This window comes from Streptomyces sp. NPDC039736 (assembly GCF_055596485.1).
Window position 1 is genome coordinate 271259 of sequence record NZ_JBVIUQ010000005.1, and the last position, 19084, is coordinate 290342.

Below are 19084 nucleotides of genomic sequence, written 5' to 3' on the forward strand. Positions count from 1 at the left end.
GGCCGTGCGGCGCCGTGGTGGCCGGCCGCGCCGTTTCCCGCGCCCCCCCCGGCGCCGGGCTCAGCCGCCGGTGCCGCGCTCCAGTTCCTCGATGTCGGCGAGCATCGCGTCCGCCAGGTCGCGTTCCGCGGCGTAGTGGCGTTCGGCCCACTTCAGGGTCAGGGTCGGGTAGGCCCAGGCCGCCTCGCCCTTCGCGCCCTCCACGTCCGCGAGCGCGCGGCGGCGCATCTTCTCCGCGAACTCCCGGTGCCGGGCGAGGATGTCGCGCATCTGGTCGGGCTCCAGCAGGTGGCCCAGCCACAGGCGCAGCATGGGGCCGTGCTTGAGGACCGGCGGGTCCACGGGGGCCTCGCGGGCCCACCGGCGGACCGCGGCCAGCCCCTCGCCGGTGATCCGGTAGACCCGTTTGTCGCGGGAGCCGGTCTCCTGCGCGACCAGCCGCGAGGTCGCGTAACCGGCCTTCTCCAGCCGCTTCAGCTCGCTGTAGATCTGGCTGAAGGAGGGGCTCCAGTAGAAGAAGCGGAGCGACCAGTCCGACCACTTCTTCAGGTCGTACCCGGACAGCTCCTCACCGAAGGAGAGCAGTCCCAGCACCGCCCAACTGGTCGCGGGCAGCGCGGGAAGCTCCCCGTCGCCCGCACCGCCGCCGTGCCCGCCCGTGTCCGCCGCGCCCGCTGCTGCTTCCTTCTTCGCCACGTTCGGCAGTCTACGGGCGGACCCGGGCACAGCCCTTCCCCCGCTCCGGTATGACTGCTAGAAGTATTTCTCTTAGGCATAACAAGGAGAGGACCCCGCATGAAGTTCTCGATGATCTTCGAGGCGCAGCTCGCCGATCCGACTCCCGAGCGCGAACGCCAGGTCATCCACGACTGCGTCGAACAGGCCGTGTTCGCCGAGGAGATGGGTTTCGACCGCGTCTGGGCCGTGGAGCACCACTCCCTCACCCAGTACGCGCACATGAGCGCCTCGGAGATCTTCCTGACCTGGGTCGCCGCCCGGACCGAGCGGATCCGGATCGGCCACGGCGTCGTCACGATGCCCTTCGGCTACCAGCACCCGGTGCGCGTCGCGGAGCGGGCCGCGATGCTGGACGTGCTCTCCGGCGGGCGGGTGGACATCGGAGCGGGGCGCGGGGCCACCCGGCAGGAGATGCGGATGTTCGGGGTGCGGCCCGAGGACACGCATCCGCAGGTGGAGGAGGCCCTGCGGATCGTCTCGGCGGCGTGGCGCAAGGACGAGCTGGAGTGGCACGGCACCCTGGACATCGGCCCCGGCGCGGTCCTCCCGCGCCCCGTCCAGGGCCCGCATCCGCCCCTGTTCCTGGCCTGCTCCCGGCACGACTCCCTCCGGCTGGCCGCCGAACTCGGCGTCGGGGCCCTGGTGATGGGCTTCGCGGGCGCCGACGACGTGCGCGCGATGCGCACGGCGTACGACGAGGCCATCGCGGCCCGCACCGGCGAGCGCTTCGTCTCCAGCGAGGTCAACGACCACTTCTCCGCGCTCTGCCCCACGATCGTGCTGGACGACGCGGAGCGCGCTCTGCGCCTGGGCACCCGCGGCCAGCGCTTCTTCGCCGAGTCCATCGCGCACTGGTACGGCAACGGTCCCGCCCCCACCGGCCGGTTCGAGGACGAGGACCACGTCGCCGCCCTGGCCAGGAGCCGCGACGAGCTCGTCGCCAGGCTGCACGAGGCGGACGTCCCGGCCCGCCCGGTCGACACCGGCACCTTCAACACCGAGCACGCGTACGGCGACCCGCGGACCGCGATCGCGTACGTGGAGCGGCTCCGCGCGATCGGCGTGGACGAGGTGATGTGCCTGATCCAGATGGGCACGGTGCCGCAGGAGGCCTGCATGGAGACCATCCGCCACTGGGGCGAGACGGTCATTCCCCACTTCAGGAAGGCGGAGAGCGCGTGAGCGGCGGCACCAGCCTGGAGGGCAAGGTCGTCGTCGTCACCGGCGCGGGCCGCGGCCAGGGCGCGGCGGAGGCCCGGCTGTTCGCCGGGTCCGGGGCGCGCGTGGTGGTCACCGACATCCGTGCGGACGAGGGCCGGGAGGTCGTGCGGTCCCTCGCCGGGCGGGGTCTCTTCGTACGGCACGACGTGTCGGAAGCGGCGAGCTGGGCGGAGGTGACCCGGGCCGCTCTGGACGCCTTCGGCCGGATCGACGCGCTGGTGAACAACGCCGCGCTGTGGCGCACCGCGTCCGTGGAGACGGAGACCCGGGAGAACTTCGAGGCGCTGCTGCGGGTCAATCTCCTGGGCCCCTTCCTCGGCATCCAGGCGGTGGCGCCCGCGCTCAAGGAGGCCGGGGGCGGGTCGATCGTCAACATCTCCTCGACGGCGGGGCTGGTGGGCATCCGGGGCCACGCGGCGTACGGCTCGACGAAGTTCGGCCTGCGCGGGCTGACGCGTTCCTCCGCGCTGGACCTGGCGGCGTACGGCATCCGGGTCAACTCGGTGCACCCGGGCGCGATCGACACCCCGATGATCGCGGCCACCTCCGGCAAGGACTGGTCGCACCTGCCGCTGGGCCGGACGGGCCGCCCGGAGGAGGTCGGGGAGCTGGTGCGGTTCCTGGTGTCGGACGCCTCCTCGTACGTGACGGGCACGGAGTTCACGGTGGACGGCGGCGCCACGGCCGGCTGACCGTGCCGGCGGTGGCGGCGGACCGGTGCGACGAGCGGCGGAGCCCGACGGCCGCGCGTTCGCCCGGCCGACGCGGTCGGGGTCGTCGGCCCGCACGACGGAGCCCGGCGACCGGCTGGGCCCGACGGCCGCGCGCCTGCCGGGCTCCGCCGGCACGCGGAACGGGTGCGCCCCGGCGCGTCCGGCCACGTCGATCCGGTGGACGTCGCGGGCCCGCGGCCGGCCCGTAACCTTGTCCCGGTGCACCTCATCCGACGTCTTCATCCTCTGGACTGGGTGGCCCTCGGGCTGCTCGCGCTCGGGCTGCTCGCCGTGGCGACGGGGCTGCTGCCGACGGGCCCCGCGAGCGACGTCATGGAACGCATCGGCCCCCTGCTCCCCTTCCTGGCCACCGTCATCGTGCTGGGCGAGCTGACCGGCAGGGCGGGCGTCTTCGACGTGATCGCCTCCTGGGTGGCGCGCACGGCACGCGGCAACTACCCGGCGCTCTTCGGCCTGTGCGTGGCCTTCGCCTCGGTCACCACGATCGCCCTGAACCTGGACACGACGGCGGTCCTCCTCACGCCCGTCATGCTGGCGCTCGCCACCCGGGTGGGCATCGCCGCGCTGCCCATGGCGATGACGACCGTATGGCTGGCGAACACCGCGAGCCTCCTCCTCCCGGCCTCCAACCTCACCAACCTGCTGGCCGCCGAGCGCATCGCGCTCTCCCCCTCGGGCCTGGCCGCGACCCTGTGGGCCGCGCAACTGGCGTCCATCGCGGTGACCACGGCGTGCCTGTGGGGCTTCTACTGGCGGCGCGGCAGGCGGGGCGCGGACCGCTACGAGCCGCCGACGACGCCGGTACCGGCCGACCCCGTCCTGTTCCGGGTGTGCGCGGCGGCGTGCGCGGGCTTCCTGCTGGCCATCCTGGTGGCGGACGTGGAGTTGTGGATGGCGTCGGGGGCGGCCGCCCTGGTCGTCGTCGCGGTCTTCGCGGTCCGCGCGCGCGCCGAGCTGAAGTGGTCGCTCATCCCCTACCGGCTCCTGATCCTGGTCCCCGGCATGTTCCTGGTCGTGGAGACCGTCAACTCCCACGGCCTGCACACCCTGCTGTCCGCCGCACTCGGCACGGACGACGGCCTGCTCGGCATGCTGCGCTCGGCGGGCGTCGGCGCGGGCGTCTCGAACGTCCTCAACAACCTCCCCGCGTACGTCGCCGGGGAAGCCGCCGTCCCGTCCGGCAACCCCCACCAGCTCCTCGCCCTGCTGGTCGGCGTCAACGTCGGCCCGGTCATCACCCCGTGGGCGTCCCTCGCCACCCTCCTGTGGTTCGAACGCTGCCGGTGGCACGGAACACGGATCGCGCTCGGGCGCTTCCTCGGCACGGGCTGCGTGCTGGCGGTGACGGCGACACTGGCCTCGACCCTGGCACTGGCGGCCACGACCTGACCCACGGGCCGCGAAAAGCGCCGCGGCGCCCGCCCCAGGTGTCCGGTCGGGGACGAGTCGGGGAGGGCGCCGCGTTCAGTTCCGCACGACGCTGGGCGGGACGAATGTGGGGTAGGTGCTCAGGACACCGTACGCCAGGACCAGCCGGTGGCGCACGGTGGCCCGGGGTCAGACGGTGAGCGCCCGGTCGGTCGGCCGCACCGGGGCCGGGAGGGCGCTGACGCCCGTCAGGTAGCGGTCCACGCCGCGGGCGGCCGAGCGGCCCTCGGCGATGGCCCAGACGATGAGCGACTGGCCGCGGCCCGCGTCGCCGGCGACGAAGACGCCGTCGACGTTGGTGGCGTAGTCGGCGTCGCGGGCGATGTTGCCCCGCTCGTCCAGGGCGAGGCCGAACTGCTCGACCAGGCCGTTGGACTGGTCGGTGCCGGTGAAGCCCATGGCGAGGGTGACCAGTTGGGCGGGGATGACGCGCTCGGTGCCCGCCTTCTGCTCCAGCTTGCCGTCCTTGAACTCGACCTCGATCAGGTGCAGGGACTGGACGTTGCCGTTCTCGTCGCCCTCGAAGTGGGTGGTGGAGACGGAGTAGACCCGCTCGCCGCCCTCCTCGTGCGCGGAGGTGACCTTGTAGAGCATGGGGAAGGTCGGCCAGGGCTGGTGGGCGCCGCGCTCCTCGCCCGGCTTCGGCATGATTTCGAGCTGGGTGACGGAGGCCGCGCCCTGGCGGTGGGCGGTGCCCACGCAGTCCGCGCCCGTGTCGCCGCCGCCGATGACCACGACGTGCTTGCCCTCGGCGGTGATCGGGGCCACCGTCAGGTCGCCCTCCTGCACCTTGTTGGCGAGGGGGAGGTACTCCATGGCGAAGTGGATGCCCTTGAGGTCGCGGCCCGGGACCGGCAGGTCGCGGGAGACCGTCGCGCCGGCCGCGACGACGACCGCGTCGTAGCGGCGGCGCAGCTTCGCCGCGTCGATGTCGCGGCCGATCTCGACCTCGGTGCGGAACTTGGTGCCCTCCGCCCGCATCTGCTCGATGCGGCGGTTGATGTGCGACTTCTCCATCTTGAACTCGGGGATGCCGTAGCGCAGCAGGCCGCCGATGCGGTCGGCGCGCTCGTACACGGCGACCGTGTGGCCGGCCCGGGTGAGCTGCTGGGCGGCGGCCAGTCCGGCGGGGCCCGAGCCGATGACGGCGACCGTCTTGCCGGACAGTCGCTCCGGGGGCTGCGGGGTGACGTCGCCGCTGTCCCAGGCCTTGTCGATGATGGTGACTTCGACGTTCTTGATGGTGACGGCGGGCTGGTTGATGCCGAGCACGCACGCCGACTCGCAGGGCGCCGGGCACAGGCGGCCGGTGAACTCGGGGAAGTTGTTCGTGGCGTGCAGGCGCTCGGAGGCGGCGCTCCAGTCCTCGCGGTAGGCGTAGTCGTTCCACTCGGGGATGAGGTTCCCGAGCGGACAGCCGTTGTGGCAGAACGGGATGCCGCAGTCCATGCAGCGGCCGGCCTGCTTGCTGATGATCGGCAGGAGGGACTTGGGAACGTAGACCTCGTTCCAGTCCTTCACCCGGTCCTCGACGGGGCGGGTCCTGGCGACTTCGCGCCCGGTGGTCAGAAAGCCCTTGGGGTCAGCCATTGGTCGCCGCCTCCATCATCTTCTCGGTGGTCTCCTGCTCGGAGAGACCGGCCTGCTCAGCGGCGTCCTTGGCGGCGAGCACGGCCTTGTACGTGGAAGGAATGATCTTGCTGAAGCGGGCCGCGGCGGCGGGCCAGTCGGCCAGCAGCTTCGCGGCGACGGTCGAGCCGGTCTCCTCCTGGTGGCGGCGCACCACGTCGTGCAGCCACTGCTGGTCGGAGGTGGACAGGGGCTCGATCGCGCCCAGGTTGCCCGCGTTGACGTTGTCCCGGTCGAGGTCGATGACGTAGGCGACGCCGCCGGACATGCCGGCCGCGAAGTTGCGTCCGGTCTCGCCGAGGACGACGGCGTGGCCGCCGGTCATGTACTCGCAGCCGTGGTCGCCCACGCCCTCCGAGACGACGGTGGCGCCCGAGTTGCGCACGCAGAAGCGTTCGCCGGTGCGGCCGCGCAGGAACAGCTCGCCGCCGGTCGCGCCGTAGCCGATCGTGTTGCCCGCGATCGTGGAGTACTCGGCGAGGTGGTCGGCGCCCCGGTCCGGGCGGACGACGATCCGGCCGCCGGACAGGCCCTTGCCGACGTAGTCGTTGGCGTCGCCCTCCAGGCGCAGGGTGATGCCGCTGGGGACGAAGGCGCCGAAGGACTGGCCTGCGGAGCCGGTGAAGGTGATGTCGATGGTGTCGTCGGGCAGGCCCGCACCGCCGAACTTCTTCGTCACCTCGTGGCCCAGCATCGTGCCGACGGTGCGGTTGATGTTGCGGATGGCGATCTGCGCGCGGACCGGCTGCGCGGCCTCGGCGGTGTCGGCGCCCAGGGCGTCGGCGGCCAGCTTGATGAGCTGGTTGTCGAGGGCCTTCTCCAGGGCGTGGTCCTGGACGGTGACCTGGTGGCGGACCGCGCCCTCGGGCAGCGCGGGCACGTGGAACAGGGGCGCGAGGTCCAGGCCCTGCGCCTTCCAGTGCCGTACCGCCCGCGAGGTGTCCAGCAGTTCGGCGTGGCCGACGGCCTCTTCGAGGGTGCGGAAGCCCAGCTCGGCCAGCAGCTCGCGGACCTCCTCCGCGATGTACTGGAAGAAGTTGACGATGTACTCGGCCTTGCCGGAGAAGCGCTCGCGCAGCACCGGGTTCTGGGTGGCGATGCCGACCGGACAGGTGTCCAGGTGGCAGACGCGCATCATGACGCAGCCGGAGACGACGAGCGGCGCGGTCGCGAAACCGAACTCCTCGGCGCCCAGCAGCGCGGCGATGACGACGTCGCGGCCGGTCTTGAGCTGGCCGTCGGTCTGCACGACGATGCGGTCGCGCAGACCGTTGAGCAGCAGCGTCTGCTGGGTCTCGGCGAGGCCCAGCTCCCAGGGGCCGCCCGCGTGCTTCAGGGAGGTCAGCGGGGAGGCGCCGGTGCCGCCGTCGTGCCCGGAGATCAGGACGACGTCCGCGTGCGCCTTGGAGACGCCCGCCGCGACCGTGCCGACGCCGACCTCGGAGACCAGCTTCACGTGGATGCGGGCGGCCGGGTTGGCGTTCTTCAGGTCGTGGATGAGCTGGGCGAGGTCCTCGATGGAGTAGATGTCGTGGTGCGGCGGCGGCGAGATCAGGCCCACGCCCGGCGTGGAGTGCCGGGTCTTCGCGACCCACGGGTAGACCTTGTGGCCCGGGAGCTGGCCGCCCTCGCCGGGCTTGGCGCCCTGCGCCATCTTGATCTGGATGTCGTCCGCGTTGACCAGGTACTCGCTGGTCACGCCGAAGCGGCCGGAGGCGACCTGCTTGATGGCGGAGCGGCGCGCCGGGTCGTACAGGCGCTCCGGGTCCTCGCCGCCCTCACCGGTGTTGGACTTGCCGCCGAGCTGGTTCATGGCGACGGCGAGGGTCTCGTGCGCCTCCTGCGAGATGGAGCCGTACGACATGGCGCCCGTGGAGAAGCGCTTGACGATCTCGGAGGCGGGCTCGACCTCGTCCAGCGGGATCGAGGGGCGGTCGCCGGCGAAGCCGAAGAGGCCGCGCAGCGTCATCAGCCGCTCGGACTGCTCGTTCACCCGGTCCGTGTACTGCTTGAAGATGTCGTAGCGCCGGTTGCGGGTGGCGTGCTGGAGGCGGAAGACCGTCTCCGGGTCGAACAGGTGCGGCTCGCCCTCGCGGCGCCACTGGTACTCGCCGCCGATCTCCAGGCGGCGGTGCGAGGCGGCGATGCCGGAGGCCGGGTACGCCTTGGCGTGCCGGGCGGCGACCTCCTGGGCGATCACGTCCAGGTCCGCGCCGCCGATCTTGGTGGGGGTGCCGTTGAAGTACCGGGCGACGAAGCCCTCGTCCAGGCCGACGGCCTCGAAGACCTGCGCGCCCCGGTAGGAGGCGACGGTGGAGATGCCCATCTTGGACATGACCTTCAGGACGCCCTTGCCGAGGGCGTGGATGAGGTTGCGGATGGCCTGCTCGGGGTCGTCCGTCTCGATGAAGGTGCCCGCGCGGACCAGGTCCTCGACGGACTCCATCGCGAGGTACGGGTTGACGGCGGCCGCTCCGTAACCGATGAGCAGCGCGACGTGGTGCACCTCGCGGACGTCGCCGGCCTCGACCAGCAGGCCCACCTGGGTGCGCTGCTTGGTCGCGATGAGGTGGTGGTGGACGGCGGAGGTGAGCAGCAGCGAGGGCATCGGCGCGTGCTCGGCGTCGGAGTGCCGGTCGGAGAGCACGATCAGGCGCGCGCCCGCCTCGATGGCGGCGTCGACCTCGGTGCAGATCTCCTCGATGCGGGCCGCGAGGGCGTCGCCGCCGCCGCTCACCCGGTAGAGGCCGGAGAGCGTCGCGGCCTTCATGCCCGGCATGTCGCCGTCGGCGTTGATGTGGATGAGCTTGGCCAGCTCGTCGTTGTCGATCACCGGGAAGGGCAGGGTGACGGAACGGCACGAGGCGGCGCTCGGCTCCAGGAGGTTGCCCTGCGGGCCCAGCGAGGAGCGCAGCGAGGTGACGAGCTCCTCCCTGATCGCGTCCAGCGGCGGGTTGGTGACCTGGGCGAAGAGCTGGGTGAAGTAGTCGAAGAGCAGCCGGGGGCGCTCGGACAGGGCCGCGATCGGGGAGTCCGTGCCCATGGAGCCGAGCGGTTCGCCGCCCGTGCGGGCCATGGGGGCGAGGATGACCCGCAGCTCCTCCTCGGTGTAGCCGAAGGTCTGCTGACGGCGTGTCACCGAGGCGTGGGTGTGCACGATGTGCTCGCGCTCGGGGAGGTCTTCGAGCTCGATCTCCCCGGTTTCGAGCCACTGCTCGTACGGGTGCTCGGCGGCGAGTCCGGCCTTGATCTCGTCGTCCTCGACGATCCGGCGCTCGGCGGTGTCGACCAGGAACATCTTCCCCGGCTGGAGGCGGCCCTTGCGGACGACCTTCGCGGGGTCGATGTCCAGGACGCCGACCTCGGAGGAGAGGACCACGAGGCCGTCGTCGGTGACCCAGTAACGCCCCGGGCGCAGGCCGTTGCGGTCGAGGACCGCGCCGACCTGGGTGCCGTCGGTGAAGGTGACGCAGGCCGGGCCGTCCCAGGGCTCCATCATCGTGGCGTGGTACTGGTAGAACGCGCGGCGGGCCGGGTCCATGGAGTCGTGGTTCTCCCACGCCTCGGGGACCATCATCAGCACCGAGTGCGGCAGCGAGCGCCCGCCCAGGTGCAGCAGCTCCAGCACCTCGTCGAAGGACGCCGAGTCGGAGGCGTCCGGCGTGCAGACGGGGAAGATCCGGTCCAGCTTCTCGGGGCCGAAGAGGTCGGAGGCGAGCTGGGACTCGCGGGCCTTCATCCAGTTCCGGTTGCCCTTGACCGTGTTGATCTCGCCGTTGTGCGCGACGAAGCGGTACGGGTGGGCCAGCGGCCAGGACGGGAAGGTGTTGGTGGAGAACCGGGAGTGCACGAGCGCCACAGCCGTGGCGCAGCGGCGGTCGGAGAGGTCCGGGAAGAACGGTTCGAGCTGCCCGGTGGTGAGCATGCCCTTGTAGACGAGGGTGCGCGCGGAGAGCGACGGGAAGTAGACACCGGCCTCGCGCTCGGCGCGCTTGCGCAGGAGGAACGCCTTGCGGTCGAGGACGATGCCCTCGCTCCCGCCGTCCGCGACGAAGAGCTGCCGGAAGGTCGGCATCGTGGCGCGTGCGCCGTTGCCGAGCAGGTCCGGGCTGACCGGGACCGCGCGCCAGCCGAGGACGGTGAGGCCCTCCTCGCCCGCGATCGTCTCGATCTGCGAGACGGCGTCGGCGGCGAGCGCCTCGTCGGCGGGCAGGAAGGCGGTGCCCACCGCGTACGCCCCGGCCGCCGGAAGGGCGAAGTCCACGACCTCGCGCAGGAAGGCGTCCGGCACCTGGAGCAGAATTCCGGCGCCGTCGCCGGAGTCGGGCTCGGAGCCGGTGGCACCGCGGTGTTCGAGGTTGCGCAGTACCGTCAGCGCCTGCTCGACCAGCTCATGGGAGGCCACACCGGTGAGGGTGGCGACAAAGCCGACGCCGCATGCGTCGTGCTCGTTGCGGGGGTCGTACAGCCCCTGCTGGGCGGGGCGACCGTCCATGGGCGACCAGGCGTGGGTACGCATCGGCACTCCCGTCGTCGTCGTGGCATATACAGATACCGAGGGACGACACTGGCCCTCCGCGAAATTTCGTGCAGGTTACATGATGGCTGGCTTCTCGGGAAGCGGAAGGCACATTCCACCATGCGGACACCGCGCAGAGCGGTGGATGCGGTGCGACTGGGGACAAGGTGCCGCACTCCGGACCGTGGCGCGGGAGGCATCATTGCCTTCGGCGCTTACGGCTCATGCCCGTCGGTCAACTGGACGAAACCGATGAGTAACGGCTACTTATGCGACACCGTGCATATAGCCAATAGCTTACGGGACTGTCGCCGATCCGCACCGGGGCGTTCGTCACACCCGCGCGAGGACCCGCATCCCTCCGCCCGGCGGCCCGGACGCCTTCGCCCCGCCGGGGAAGCCCCCGGCGGGGCTGCCCGCGACGGCGGGCCGGCCGCGCGGCACCCCGGCCGCCGACAGCTCGACACCGCTGCCTCTGACCGGCCGCACGGTCACGTACGTCTCCTCCAGCGCCCCTGACACCTACCCGACGGCGATGCCGAAGAGCGTCCCGAGGCCGTACGTCACCGCGGCCGCGGCACCGCCGAGCGCGAGCTGCCGCAGCCCGCTGAACCACCAGGTCCGCGCGGTCACCCGCGCCACCACGGCCCCGCACCCGAACAGCCCCACCAGCGCCAGCAGCACCGCGGGCCACAGCGAAGCGGCCCCCAGCAGGTACGGCAGTACGGGCAGCAGCGCGCCCAGCGCGAACGCCCCGAACGACGACACGGCGGCCACCAGCGGCGAGGGCAGGTCGTCGGGGTCGATCCCCAGCTCCTCCCGGGCGTGGATCTCCAGCGCCTGCTCGGGGTCCACCGACAACTGCCGCGCCACCTCCCGGGCCAGCTCCGGCTCCACGCCCCGCGAGACGTACAGCGCGGCCAGTTCGCGCTCCTCGTCCGCGGGGTGCCGCCTCAGCTCCTCGCGCTCGACGTCGAGTTCGGCCTGTACGAGTTCGCGCTGCGAGGCGACGGAGGTGTACTCGCCGGCCGCCATGGAGAACGCGCCGGCGGCGAGGCCCGCGAGGCCGGTGATCACGACGGTCTGCTGGGACACGGCGCCGCCTGCCACACCGGTCATCAGCGCCAGGTTGGACACCAGGCCGTCCATCGCGCCGAACACCGCGGGCCGCAGCCAGCCGCCGTTCACGTCCCGGTGGGTGTGGTTGTCGCGGTGGGCCTCGTGCAGTGTCGCTTCGGTCTCGATGATCGCCACGGTCGTTCTCCCCGTACCCCGGTGTTTTTCTGCGGCCGGGGGGCGCCCCGACGTGATCGAAAGTACGCACGATTCGAAGGCGCCGCCAGCAAGGAAGGCCGTACTTACCTCCCTTGAGAGCCCCCCAACCCCCACTTCCCAAGGCAAGCCTTCCCTCACTCCCCCTCCCTTCCCGACCCCTTCTGCCCCCGTCCCTTTGTGCCTCACAGCCGTCCCGCCTTCACCCCTCGCCCCCTTGGGCGGGGCCGCCCTCCCCCTACCCACCCCCGCCCCCTTGGGCGACGGGGCCGCCCCAAGGGGGCGGAACGGGCGGGCAAGGGGGCGGCCCCTCCCGCTCCCGGCCCGCCCGGGTGCCGCCCCCACGCAAGCGCCTGTGCTGGGCAAGCTCCTTCGGCGAGGCCGAGAGCCCAGCCCCGTACCGGACGCACAGCCCCGCCCGGCTCGGGCAGAGAGGCCCCGGACCCGCCCCTTTCCCTAAAGCGCTCGCCGCGCGGCTGCCCAAGGTTCACTGCGGATGCGTCGTGGCCGGTCGCGCAGTTCCCCGCGCCCCTGAAGGGGCACCGCGCACAGCGTCACGCGGCGGGCCCCCGCCGGCCGGGGGCATGGGAAAGGGCCGCCGGGGACCCTGTGGTCCCGGCGGCCCTTGGCCACGTGCGACGCGTCGCGTCAGCCCTTCTTGCCCGACTCCCCCGCCTCGGCCTTCGTGAGGTCGGTCTTGACCGGAGCCGCGGTCGCACCGGACCCGGCCTTCACGTCGTCCTTCTCGGCCGCGGCCGGCACCGTGCCGCCCTCGGCCTCCCCGGCGTCCGCCGCGTCCGCGGCGCCCGCGTCCTCGGCCGCCCCCGCCCGCTCCGGCTCCACGATCTCCTCGCGGCCCGGACGCAGCCGCGACGACAGCACGAAGTAGACGACGGCCAGGACGAAGATGACGATCGCCGTCCAGACGTTGAGGCGCAGGCCCAGGATGTGGTGGGCGTCGTCGATGCGCATGTACTCGATCCAGCCGCGCCCGGCGCAGTACAGGGCGACGTACAGCGCGAAGACCCGCCCGTGCCCGAGCTTGAACCGGCGGTCGGCCCAGACGATCACGGCGGCGACACCGAGGCACCACAGCGACTCGTACAGGAAGGTCGGGTGGTAGAGCCCCGGCTCCTCGCCCTTGGTGATCTTCAGCGCCCAGGGCAGGTCGGTCGCCCGCCCGTACAGCTCCTGGTTGAACCAGTTGCCCCAGCGCCCGATGGCCTGCGCGATGACGAGCGCGGGGGCCATCGCGTCGGCCCAGGCCGGCAGCGGGATGCCCCGCCTGCGGCAGCCGATCCAGGCGCCGACGGCGCCGAGCGCCACGGCGCCCCAGATGCCGAGGCCGCCCTCCCAGATCTTGAAGGCGTTGACCCAGTTCTTGCCTTCGCTGAAGTAGAGCTGGTAGTCGGTGACGACGTGGTACAGCCGTCCGCCGACGAGCCCGAAGGGAACCGCCCAGACGGCGATGTCGGCGACCGTCCCGGGCTTGCCGCCGCGGGCGATCCAGCGCTTGTTGCCGTACCAGACGGCCACGAAGACGCCGATGATGATGCAGAGCGCGTAGCCGCGCAGCGGGAGGGGTCCGAGGTGGATCTCACCGGCCGCCGGGCTGGGAATGAAGGCAAGGTTCATGACGGGGACGACGCTACCCTGCCCGGCGCGGCCCGGAGTACCCGACCGGCAACGTCTGGGTAACGGGGGCCGGGCCCGGAGGCCCGGCGGCCCCCGGGCCCGGACCGTGCCGTGCTACCGCACCGGCGCCTTCGTCCCCAGCGGCTTGCCCTTGTTCGCCTGGTCCACCCACTTCACCAGGTTCGCCGGCGAGATCTGCTCGCTGCCCTTCTGCGGGAAGATCGCCTCCCCGTTCAGGAGCACCGTCGGCGTCGCCTTGTAGGCCGACTTGTCGAACTCCTCCTGCACCTTGGTGACCCAGCCCGCGTGCGTCCCCTTGTCCACGCACGCGTCGAAGGCGGTCCCGCGCAGCCCCGGCACCTTGTCCGCCAGCTCCAGCAGACGGCTCTTCTTGCCGAACGCGTCGTCCGTCTCCTGCGGCTGGTTGCGGAAGAGCGTGTCGTGGTACGCGTGGAACTTCCCCGCGTCCTGCGCGCACCCGAGCGCGTTCGCGGCGAACTTCGAGCCGTTGCCCGGGACGGCCTTGTCGATGAAGGACACCAGGTGGTACTCGGCCCGGATCTTCCCTTCCTTCTCCAGCTTGTTGACCGTGTCCCGCATGCTGTTCTCGAACATCCCGCACGCCGGGCAGCGCATGTCCTCGTACACGGTCAGCACGGACGGCGCGTCGGGCTTCCCCACCGGAACGGCGACCCCCGCCTCGCCCACCACGCCGGCAGGCGGCACGACCGGGCCCGCCTTGTCGGCGTCGTCCTTCGAGCCGCCGCTGTTCGCGGCGACCACTCCGGCCACCGCAGCCAGGCCGAGGACGCCGACCACCGCCGCGCCGACGACCATCACCCGGCGCCGCTTCTCGCGCGACTTCTGCACTTCGCGTTCCTTGATGAGCCGCTCGCGGGCGGTTCGCTTGCCTTCAGAGTTCTTCTCGCTCACACCCGCAGCAACGAACCGGGGCGGCACCGATGTGCCACCCCGGCCCGGATTCCACTCAAATGGACTACGGAACCATAAAGTTACGCAGCCAACAGACGGACGTCAGTCGCGCCGCACGCCGGCCGCGAGCTCGCCCGCGAGCTCCCGCACGGCCCGCAGCCCCGACGCCCGGTCCCCGGCGGTCTCGGCCTCCAGCAGCCGCTTGACGAACGCCGACCCGACGATGACTCCGTCGGCGAAGGCCGCGACCTCCTTGGCCTGCGCGGCGTTCGAGACCCCGAGCCCGACGCACACCGGCAGGTCCTCGCGGGTCGCCCTGGCCCGCCGGACGAGCTCCTGCGCCTCGTGCCCCACGGACTCCCGCGTTCCGGTGACCCCCATCAGCGAGGCCGCGTACACGAATCCGGAACCGGCGGCGGTGATCGTCGCCAGCCGCTCGTCCCTGCTGCTCGGCGCGACCACGAACACCGTGGCCAGGCCGTGCTTCTCGGCGTGCTCGCGCCACAGCGCGGACTCCTGGACCGGCAGGTCGGGCAGGATGCACCCGGCCCCGCCCGCCTCGGCCAGTTCGGCGGTGAACCGCTCGACGCCGTACCGGTCGACGGGGTTCCAGTACGTCATGACCAGCACCGGCACCCCGGTGGCGGCGTGTGCCTCGCGCACCGTGCGCAGCACGTCGGCGATCTTGACGCCGCCGCGCAGGGCGATGTCGTCGGCGGTCTGGATGACCGGGCCGTCCAGCACCGGGTCGCTGTGCGGCAGTCCGACCTCCACGACGTCCGCGCCGCCGGCGACGACGGCCTTGACCGCCTCGATGCCGCCGTCCACGGTGGGGAACCCGGCCGGGAGGTAGGCGATCAGCGCGGCCCGCCCCTCGCTCTTCGCGGCGGCGAGGGTGTCGCTCAACAGCTGTACGTTCCCGCTCACTTGGCGTCCTCCGTGATCTCCGCGACGGCGGCGGCGTCCGCGGCGACGGCCGCGTCCGTGTCGTACAGCCCGAAGTAGCGGGCGGCGGTGTCCATGTCCTTGTCGCCGCGCCCGGACAGGTTGACCAGGATCAGCCTGTCCTCACCCAGCTCCTTGCCGAGTTCCAGCGCCCCGGCGAGCGCGTGCGCGCTCTCGATGGCCGGAATGATGCCCTCCGTGCGTGACAGCAGCCGCAGCGCCTGCATCGCGGCGTCGTCGGTGACGGCCCGGTACTCACCGCGCCCGAGGTCCTTGAGGTACGCGTGCTCGGGCCCGATGCCCGGGTAGTCCAGGCCGGCGGAGATGGAGTACGGCTCGGTGATCTGCCCCTCCTCGTCCTGGAGCACGTACGACCTCGACCCGTGCAGGATGCCCGGCTCGCCCGCGCTCAGGGTGGCCGCGTGCTCCCCGGTCTCGATGCCGTGCCCGGCGGGCTCGCAGCCGACCAGGCGCACCCCGGCGTCCGGGATGAACGCGTGGAACAGCCCGATCGCGTTGGACCCGCCGCCCACGCACGCCACGGCCGCGTCCGGCAGCCGTCCGGCGCGCTCCAGGATCTGCCGGCGCGCCTCCACCCCGATCACCCGGTGGAAGTCCCGGACCATGGCGGGGAAGGGGTGCGGCCCGGCGACCGTGCCGAAGAGGTAGTGGGTGCGGTCCACGTTGGCGACCCAGTCGCGGAACGCCTCGTTGATGGCGTCCTTGAGCGTGCGCGAACCGGACTTGACCGCGACGACCTCCGCGCCGAGCATGCGCATCCGCGCGACGTTCAGCGCCTGCCGCTCGGTGTCGATCTCGCCCATGTAGATGGTGCAGTCGAGCCCGAACAGGGCACAGGCGGTGGCGGTCGCGACGCCGTGCTGACCGGCGCCGGTCTCGGCGATGACCCGGGTCTTGCCCATGCGCCGGGTGAGCAGGGCCTGCCCCAGCACGTTGTTGATCTTGTGCGAGCCGGTGTGGTTGAGGTCCTCCCGCTTGAGGAAGATCCGGGCCCCGCCCGCGTGCTCCGCGAAGCGCGGCACCTCGGTCAGCGAACTGGGCCGGCCGGTGTAGTGGACCATCAGGTCGTCGAGCTCGGCCGCGAACGCCGGGTCGGCCTTGGCCTTGTCGTACTCGACGGCGACCTCGTCCACCGCGGCGACGAGCGCCTCGGGGATGAACTTGCCGCCGAAGTCACCGAAGTAGCCCTCGGTGGTGGGGACCAGCCCCTGGGGATCGGGCAGGAAGAACTCGCTGGGCATGCGGAAACTCCTCAGGAGGAACGCGTGCGTCGCACGCGTTCGAGGGGAAGACGGAAGTCACTGGACACAACGCCCCGGAGGGACGTTCAGCGACGCCATCGCATGCCGTTGATCTGACCGGGCTCGGCACCGATGTGGTACCGGACCCGCCTGCCCAGCACCCGTCGCGCGGGCGCGCGGCAGCCGCGGGGGCGGCAGCCGCGGGCGAGACGGGCGTGCGGAGTCATGACGGGAACCCTAACCCCGGCCGTGCCGCAGCGCGGGGTGCGCCCCGGCGGCGACCAGGTCCGCCACGGCGGCCCTGGGGTCGCGCCCGGTGACGAGCGACTCCCCGACCAGCACCGCGTCCGCGCCGGAGTTGGCGTACGCGATCAGGTCGTGCGGCCCGCGCACACCCGATTCGGCGATCTTGACGATGTGGTCCGGGATCTCCGGCGCGACCCGCTCGAACGTGCCGCGGTCGACCTTGAGCGTCTTCAGGTTCCGCGCGTTCACGCCGATGATCTTCGCCCCGGCGTCGACGGCCCGGTCGACCTCGTCCTCGTCGTGCACCTCCACCAGCGGGGTGAGCCCGATGGACTCGGCCCGCTCGATCAGCGAGACGAGCGCGTCCTGCTCCAGGGCGGCGACGATCAGCAGCGCCAGGTCGGCGCCGTACGCACGCGCCTCCCAGAGCTGGTAGGCCGTGACGATGAAGTCCTTGCGCAGCACCGGAATGTCGACCTTGGCGCGTACGGCCTCCAGGTCGGCCAGCGAACCGCCGAAGCGGCGCTGCTCGGTGAGCACGGAGATGACGGCGGCGCCGCCCGCCTCGTAGTCGGCGGCGAGACCGGCCGGGTCCGCGATGGCCGCCAGGGCGCCCTTCGACGGGCTGGACCGCTTGACCTCGCAGATGACCTTGACGCTGTCGCCGCGCAGGGCCGCGACGCCGTCCTTGGCGGCAGGCGCCTTGGCAGCCCGCTCCTTGAGCTCCTCCAGGCCGACCCGCGCCTGCCGCTCTGCGAGGTCGGCGCGGACGCCTTCGATGATCTCGTCGAGCACACTCACGCGAGCTGCCCCCTTCCGGGACGGTGGTGGAGGGCCAGGATCGGCCACGAGCGATGGTATCCGCACCGGGCCGCTCCCCCCGCATCCGGCTGCCGGGTGTCCCACTACCTGGGCACCGCCCGGCCGCCGCCCGGGCGGTGCCTGCGGCTTCACGGTGCGAGGGCTGAGCCGAACGGCAGATTCCGGACAACGCTGAAGACGGCGAAGACGGTCCCGAGGACCCACCACTGGACGCGCGTCAGGGAGACGTCCATTCTCCTCCCCTTCACCGCCCGTGTGATCCACACCACCATGAGCACGGCGAAGGCCGCGTACCCCGCCACCGCCATGGCGTTGGCCCCGGCCGCGGTGACGAGATCACCGTGCGCGACGGCGTGCGCGCTGCGCAGCCCGCCGCAGCCGGGGCACAGGATGCCGGTCAGGGCGAGCAGGGGGCAGGTCGGGTAGTGCCCGGCCTCGTTCGGATCGACGGCCCCGACGTACACGAACGCGCCGACGACCCCGGCGAGGGTGGCCAGGGGCGCCACGAGCCGCTTGGCCGGCGGGGTCGGTGCGGGGGCGGGGGCTGACGGGAAGGCGTCCACTCCGCGATTCTCCCCTCCCCTCCCCCGGAACGCACGCACCGCTGCGTCGTTTCAGTGCCTCCGTGCGCCCGGACCCCGGACGCGCGGAGGCGCGGGTCCGGAGAACCGGGCCCGCGCCTCTCACGTCGTACCGCCCGGCGGAGCTACCGAAGCTGGGCCCGTCCCGCCGCCGTCCGCGCCTCGACCAGGGCCGACGGCTCCTTCGGCATGCCGAGGCCCGCCATCCGCATGCCGAGTCCGACCAGGCCGCCGACCACGGAGATGCCGATGCCGGCCCAGAAGCCCGCCGGCTGGGCCATCACCGTGTACGCGCTGGAGACGCAGATGCCGATGAAGGCGATCAGTACGCCGGTCCAGGCGGCCGGGGTACGTCCGTGGTGTCCGCGGCTAACGCCCGCCATGAGGTGCTCCTTGTTGTGTCTTCCGCTGGAATGCTCGGGGCTCATTGTTCCCCACCCGGACACCGCGCGTGACGTCGGGTCACCCTTCGCGCGTCGGCGCGGCGGTGGGGTCCTCGCCCCGGTCGAGCGCCTTCCACAGCTCCTCGGGGCGCTCGGGGTCCGCCGGGCGGCGGGCGGCCGTCCGGCCGCGCGGGCCGCCCTCCCGCTCGTACCGGCCGCCCATGCCCGGCCACTTCCCCCCGAACCGCAGCGCGAGCAGCCCGGCGGCGAGGATCAGCAGCCCCCCGAAAGCGGTGACGTACGGCCAGCCCGTTTGGGTGAGTCCGCTCACCGTGGCGGCCGCGTCGCCCGACAGCTTGGCCGCCTGCTCGTCCAGCGCCGCGCGGTCCCCGGCCCCCAGCAGCGAGGCCGCGACGGCTCCCGCCCCGCTCAGGGCCAGCAGCGCCGACACGAGGACGCGTCCCGCGCGGCGCACCGCGAAGACCGCGACCAGGGCGGCCAGGGCGACGATGGCGAGGGCGGCGGGCACACCGGTGACGGCCTGGCCGTCGGCCTCCAGGATCTTGGCGCCGATGCCGGCGACGGTGGCGGTGCCCGACCGCCAGGTCTGGCCGGAGGCGATGAGGACGACGGTGGAGCCGAGGGCCCCGAGCAGCAGGGCCGCGGCGAGGCTTCGGCGGCCCGTGCCACGGGCGGCGGAGGAGGTCTGGGGGGCGGGGGGTGCGGCGGTCACACC

The 19084-nt window shown here is 72.5% G+C and carries 17 protein-coding genes; 3 read left to right on the forward strand and 14 right to left on the reverse strand.

Going from position 1 to position 19084, the window contains the following annotated elements:
- Window positions 1–60 precede the first annotated feature (60 nt).
- Window positions 61–615, reverse strand: a complete 555-nt coding sequence (locus ACZ56L_RS17875; protein WP_401757949.1) for a helix-turn-helix transcriptional regulator — start codon at window positions 613–615, stop codon at window positions 61–63.
- A 180-nt stretch (window positions 616–795) separates the two neighbouring features.
- Between ACZ56L_RS17875 and ACZ56L_RS17880 the strand changes: the two genes are divergently transcribed.
- From ACZ56L_RS17880 to ACZ56L_RS17890, 3 genes are all read left to right on the forward strand, one after another.
- Entirely contained in the window at window positions 796–1920 is a 1125-nt protein-coding gene (locus ACZ56L_RS17880) for an LLM class flavin-dependent oxidoreductase (RefSeq protein ID WP_401757630.1), read from the forward strand.
- Window positions 1917–2651, forward strand: a complete 735-nt coding sequence (locus ACZ56L_RS17885) for an SDR family NAD(P)-dependent oxidoreductase (RefSeq protein WP_468683940.1) — start codon at window positions 1917–1919, stop codon at window positions 2649–2651. The genes ACZ56L_RS17880 and ACZ56L_RS17885 overlap by 4 nt, the downstream gene beginning before the upstream one ends.
- A 240-nt stretch (window positions 2652–2891) precedes the next feature.
- Window positions 2892–4082, forward strand: coding sequence for an SLC13 family permease (locus ACZ56L_RS17890; RefSeq protein ID WP_471064924.1), 1191 nt, complete (start codon window positions 2892–2894; stop codon window positions 4080–4082).
- A 168-nt stretch (window positions 4083–4250) separates the two neighbouring features.
- On the opposite strand, the gene ACZ56L_RS17895 is transcribed toward ACZ56L_RS17890, so the two are convergent.
- From ACZ56L_RS17895 to ACZ56L_RS17955, 13 genes are all read right to left on the reverse strand, one after another.
- The gene (locus ACZ56L_RS17895; protein WP_345223895.1) at window positions 4251–5711 is read right to left on the reverse strand and encodes a glutamate synthase subunit beta; all 1461 of its coding nucleotides are present in this window, start codon (window positions 5709–5711) and stop codon (window positions 4251–4253) included.
- A complete protein-coding gene (gene gltB, locus ACZ56L_RS17900) occupies window positions 5704–10269 on the reverse strand; it encodes a glutamate synthase large subunit (protein ID WP_471064926.1) in 4566 nt (1521 codons plus the stop codon). The genes ACZ56L_RS17895 and gltB overlap by 8 nt, the downstream gene beginning before the upstream one ends.
- 333 nt (window positions 10270–10602) lie before the next feature.
- A complete protein-coding gene (locus ACZ56L_RS17905; RefSeq protein WP_468683934.1) occupies window positions 10603–10764 on the reverse strand; it encodes a hypothetical protein in 162 nt (53 codons plus the stop codon).
- Window positions 10765–10791: 27 nt separating this feature from the next.
- A complete protein-coding gene (locus ACZ56L_RS17910) occupies window positions 10792–11523 on the reverse strand; it encodes a VIT1/CCC1 transporter family protein (RefSeq protein ID WP_345223891.1) in 732 nt (243 codons plus the stop codon).
- Between the two features lie 666 nt (window positions 11524–12189).
- Entirely contained in the window at window positions 12190–13176 is a 987-nt protein-coding gene (gene lgt / locus ACZ56L_RS17915) for a prolipoprotein diacylglyceryl transferase (protein WP_401757621.1), read from the reverse strand.
- Between the two features lie 114 nt (window positions 13177–13290).
- Window positions 13291–14109 carry a DsbA family protein gene (locus ACZ56L_RS17920; RefSeq protein WP_345223887.1) on the reverse strand — a complete coding sequence of 273 codons (819 nt, stop codon included), beginning with the start codon at window positions 14107–14109 and terminating at the stop codon, window positions 13291–13293.
- A 102-nt stretch (window positions 14110–14211) separates the two neighbouring features.
- On the reverse strand, window positions 14212–15036 hold the full coding sequence (gene trpA, locus ACZ56L_RS17925; protein ID WP_345223885.1) for a tryptophan synthase subunit alpha: 825 nt from the start codon (window positions 15034–15036) through the stop codon (window positions 14212–14214).
- A complete protein-coding gene (trpB, locus tag ACZ56L_RS17930; RefSeq protein ID WP_471064929.1) occupies window positions 15033–16316 on the reverse strand; it encodes a tryptophan synthase subunit beta in 1284 nt (427 codons plus the stop codon). The genes trpA and trpB overlap by 4 nt, the downstream gene beginning before the upstream one ends.
- Window positions 16317–16402: 86 nt before the next feature.
- Complete coding sequence (trpM, locus tag ACZ56L_RS17935; protein WP_380836942.1) at window positions 16403–16543, reverse strand: tryptophan biosynthesis modulator TrpM; 141 nt, start codon at window positions 16541–16543, stop codon at window positions 16403–16405.
- A gap of 10 nt (window positions 16544–16553) precedes the next feature.
- Window positions 16554–17363: an indole-3-glycerol phosphate synthase TrpC gene (gene trpC / locus ACZ56L_RS17940; protein WP_345223880.1), complete on the reverse strand. Its 810-nt coding sequence runs from the start codon at window positions 17361–17363 to the stop codon at window positions 16554–16556.
- Between the two features lie 149 nt (window positions 17364–17512).
- Complete coding sequence (locus ACZ56L_RS17945) at window positions 17513–17947, reverse strand: DUF2752 domain-containing protein (protein WP_401757616.1); 435 nt, start codon at window positions 17945–17947, stop codon at window positions 17513–17515.
- A 143-nt stretch (window positions 17948–18090) separates the two neighbouring features.
- Window positions 18091–18348, reverse strand: a complete 258-nt coding sequence (locus ACZ56L_RS17950) for an HGxxPAAW family protein (protein WP_345223877.1) — start codon at window positions 18346–18348, stop codon at window positions 18091–18093.
- Between the two features lie 79 nt (window positions 18349–18427).
- Window positions 18428–19081 (reverse strand): TIGR02234 family membrane protein, encoded by a 654-nt coding sequence (locus ACZ56L_RS17955; protein WP_471064932.1) that lies wholly within the window; start codon window positions 19079–19081, stop codon window positions 18428–18430.
- Window positions 19082–19084 lie beyond the last annotated feature (3 nt).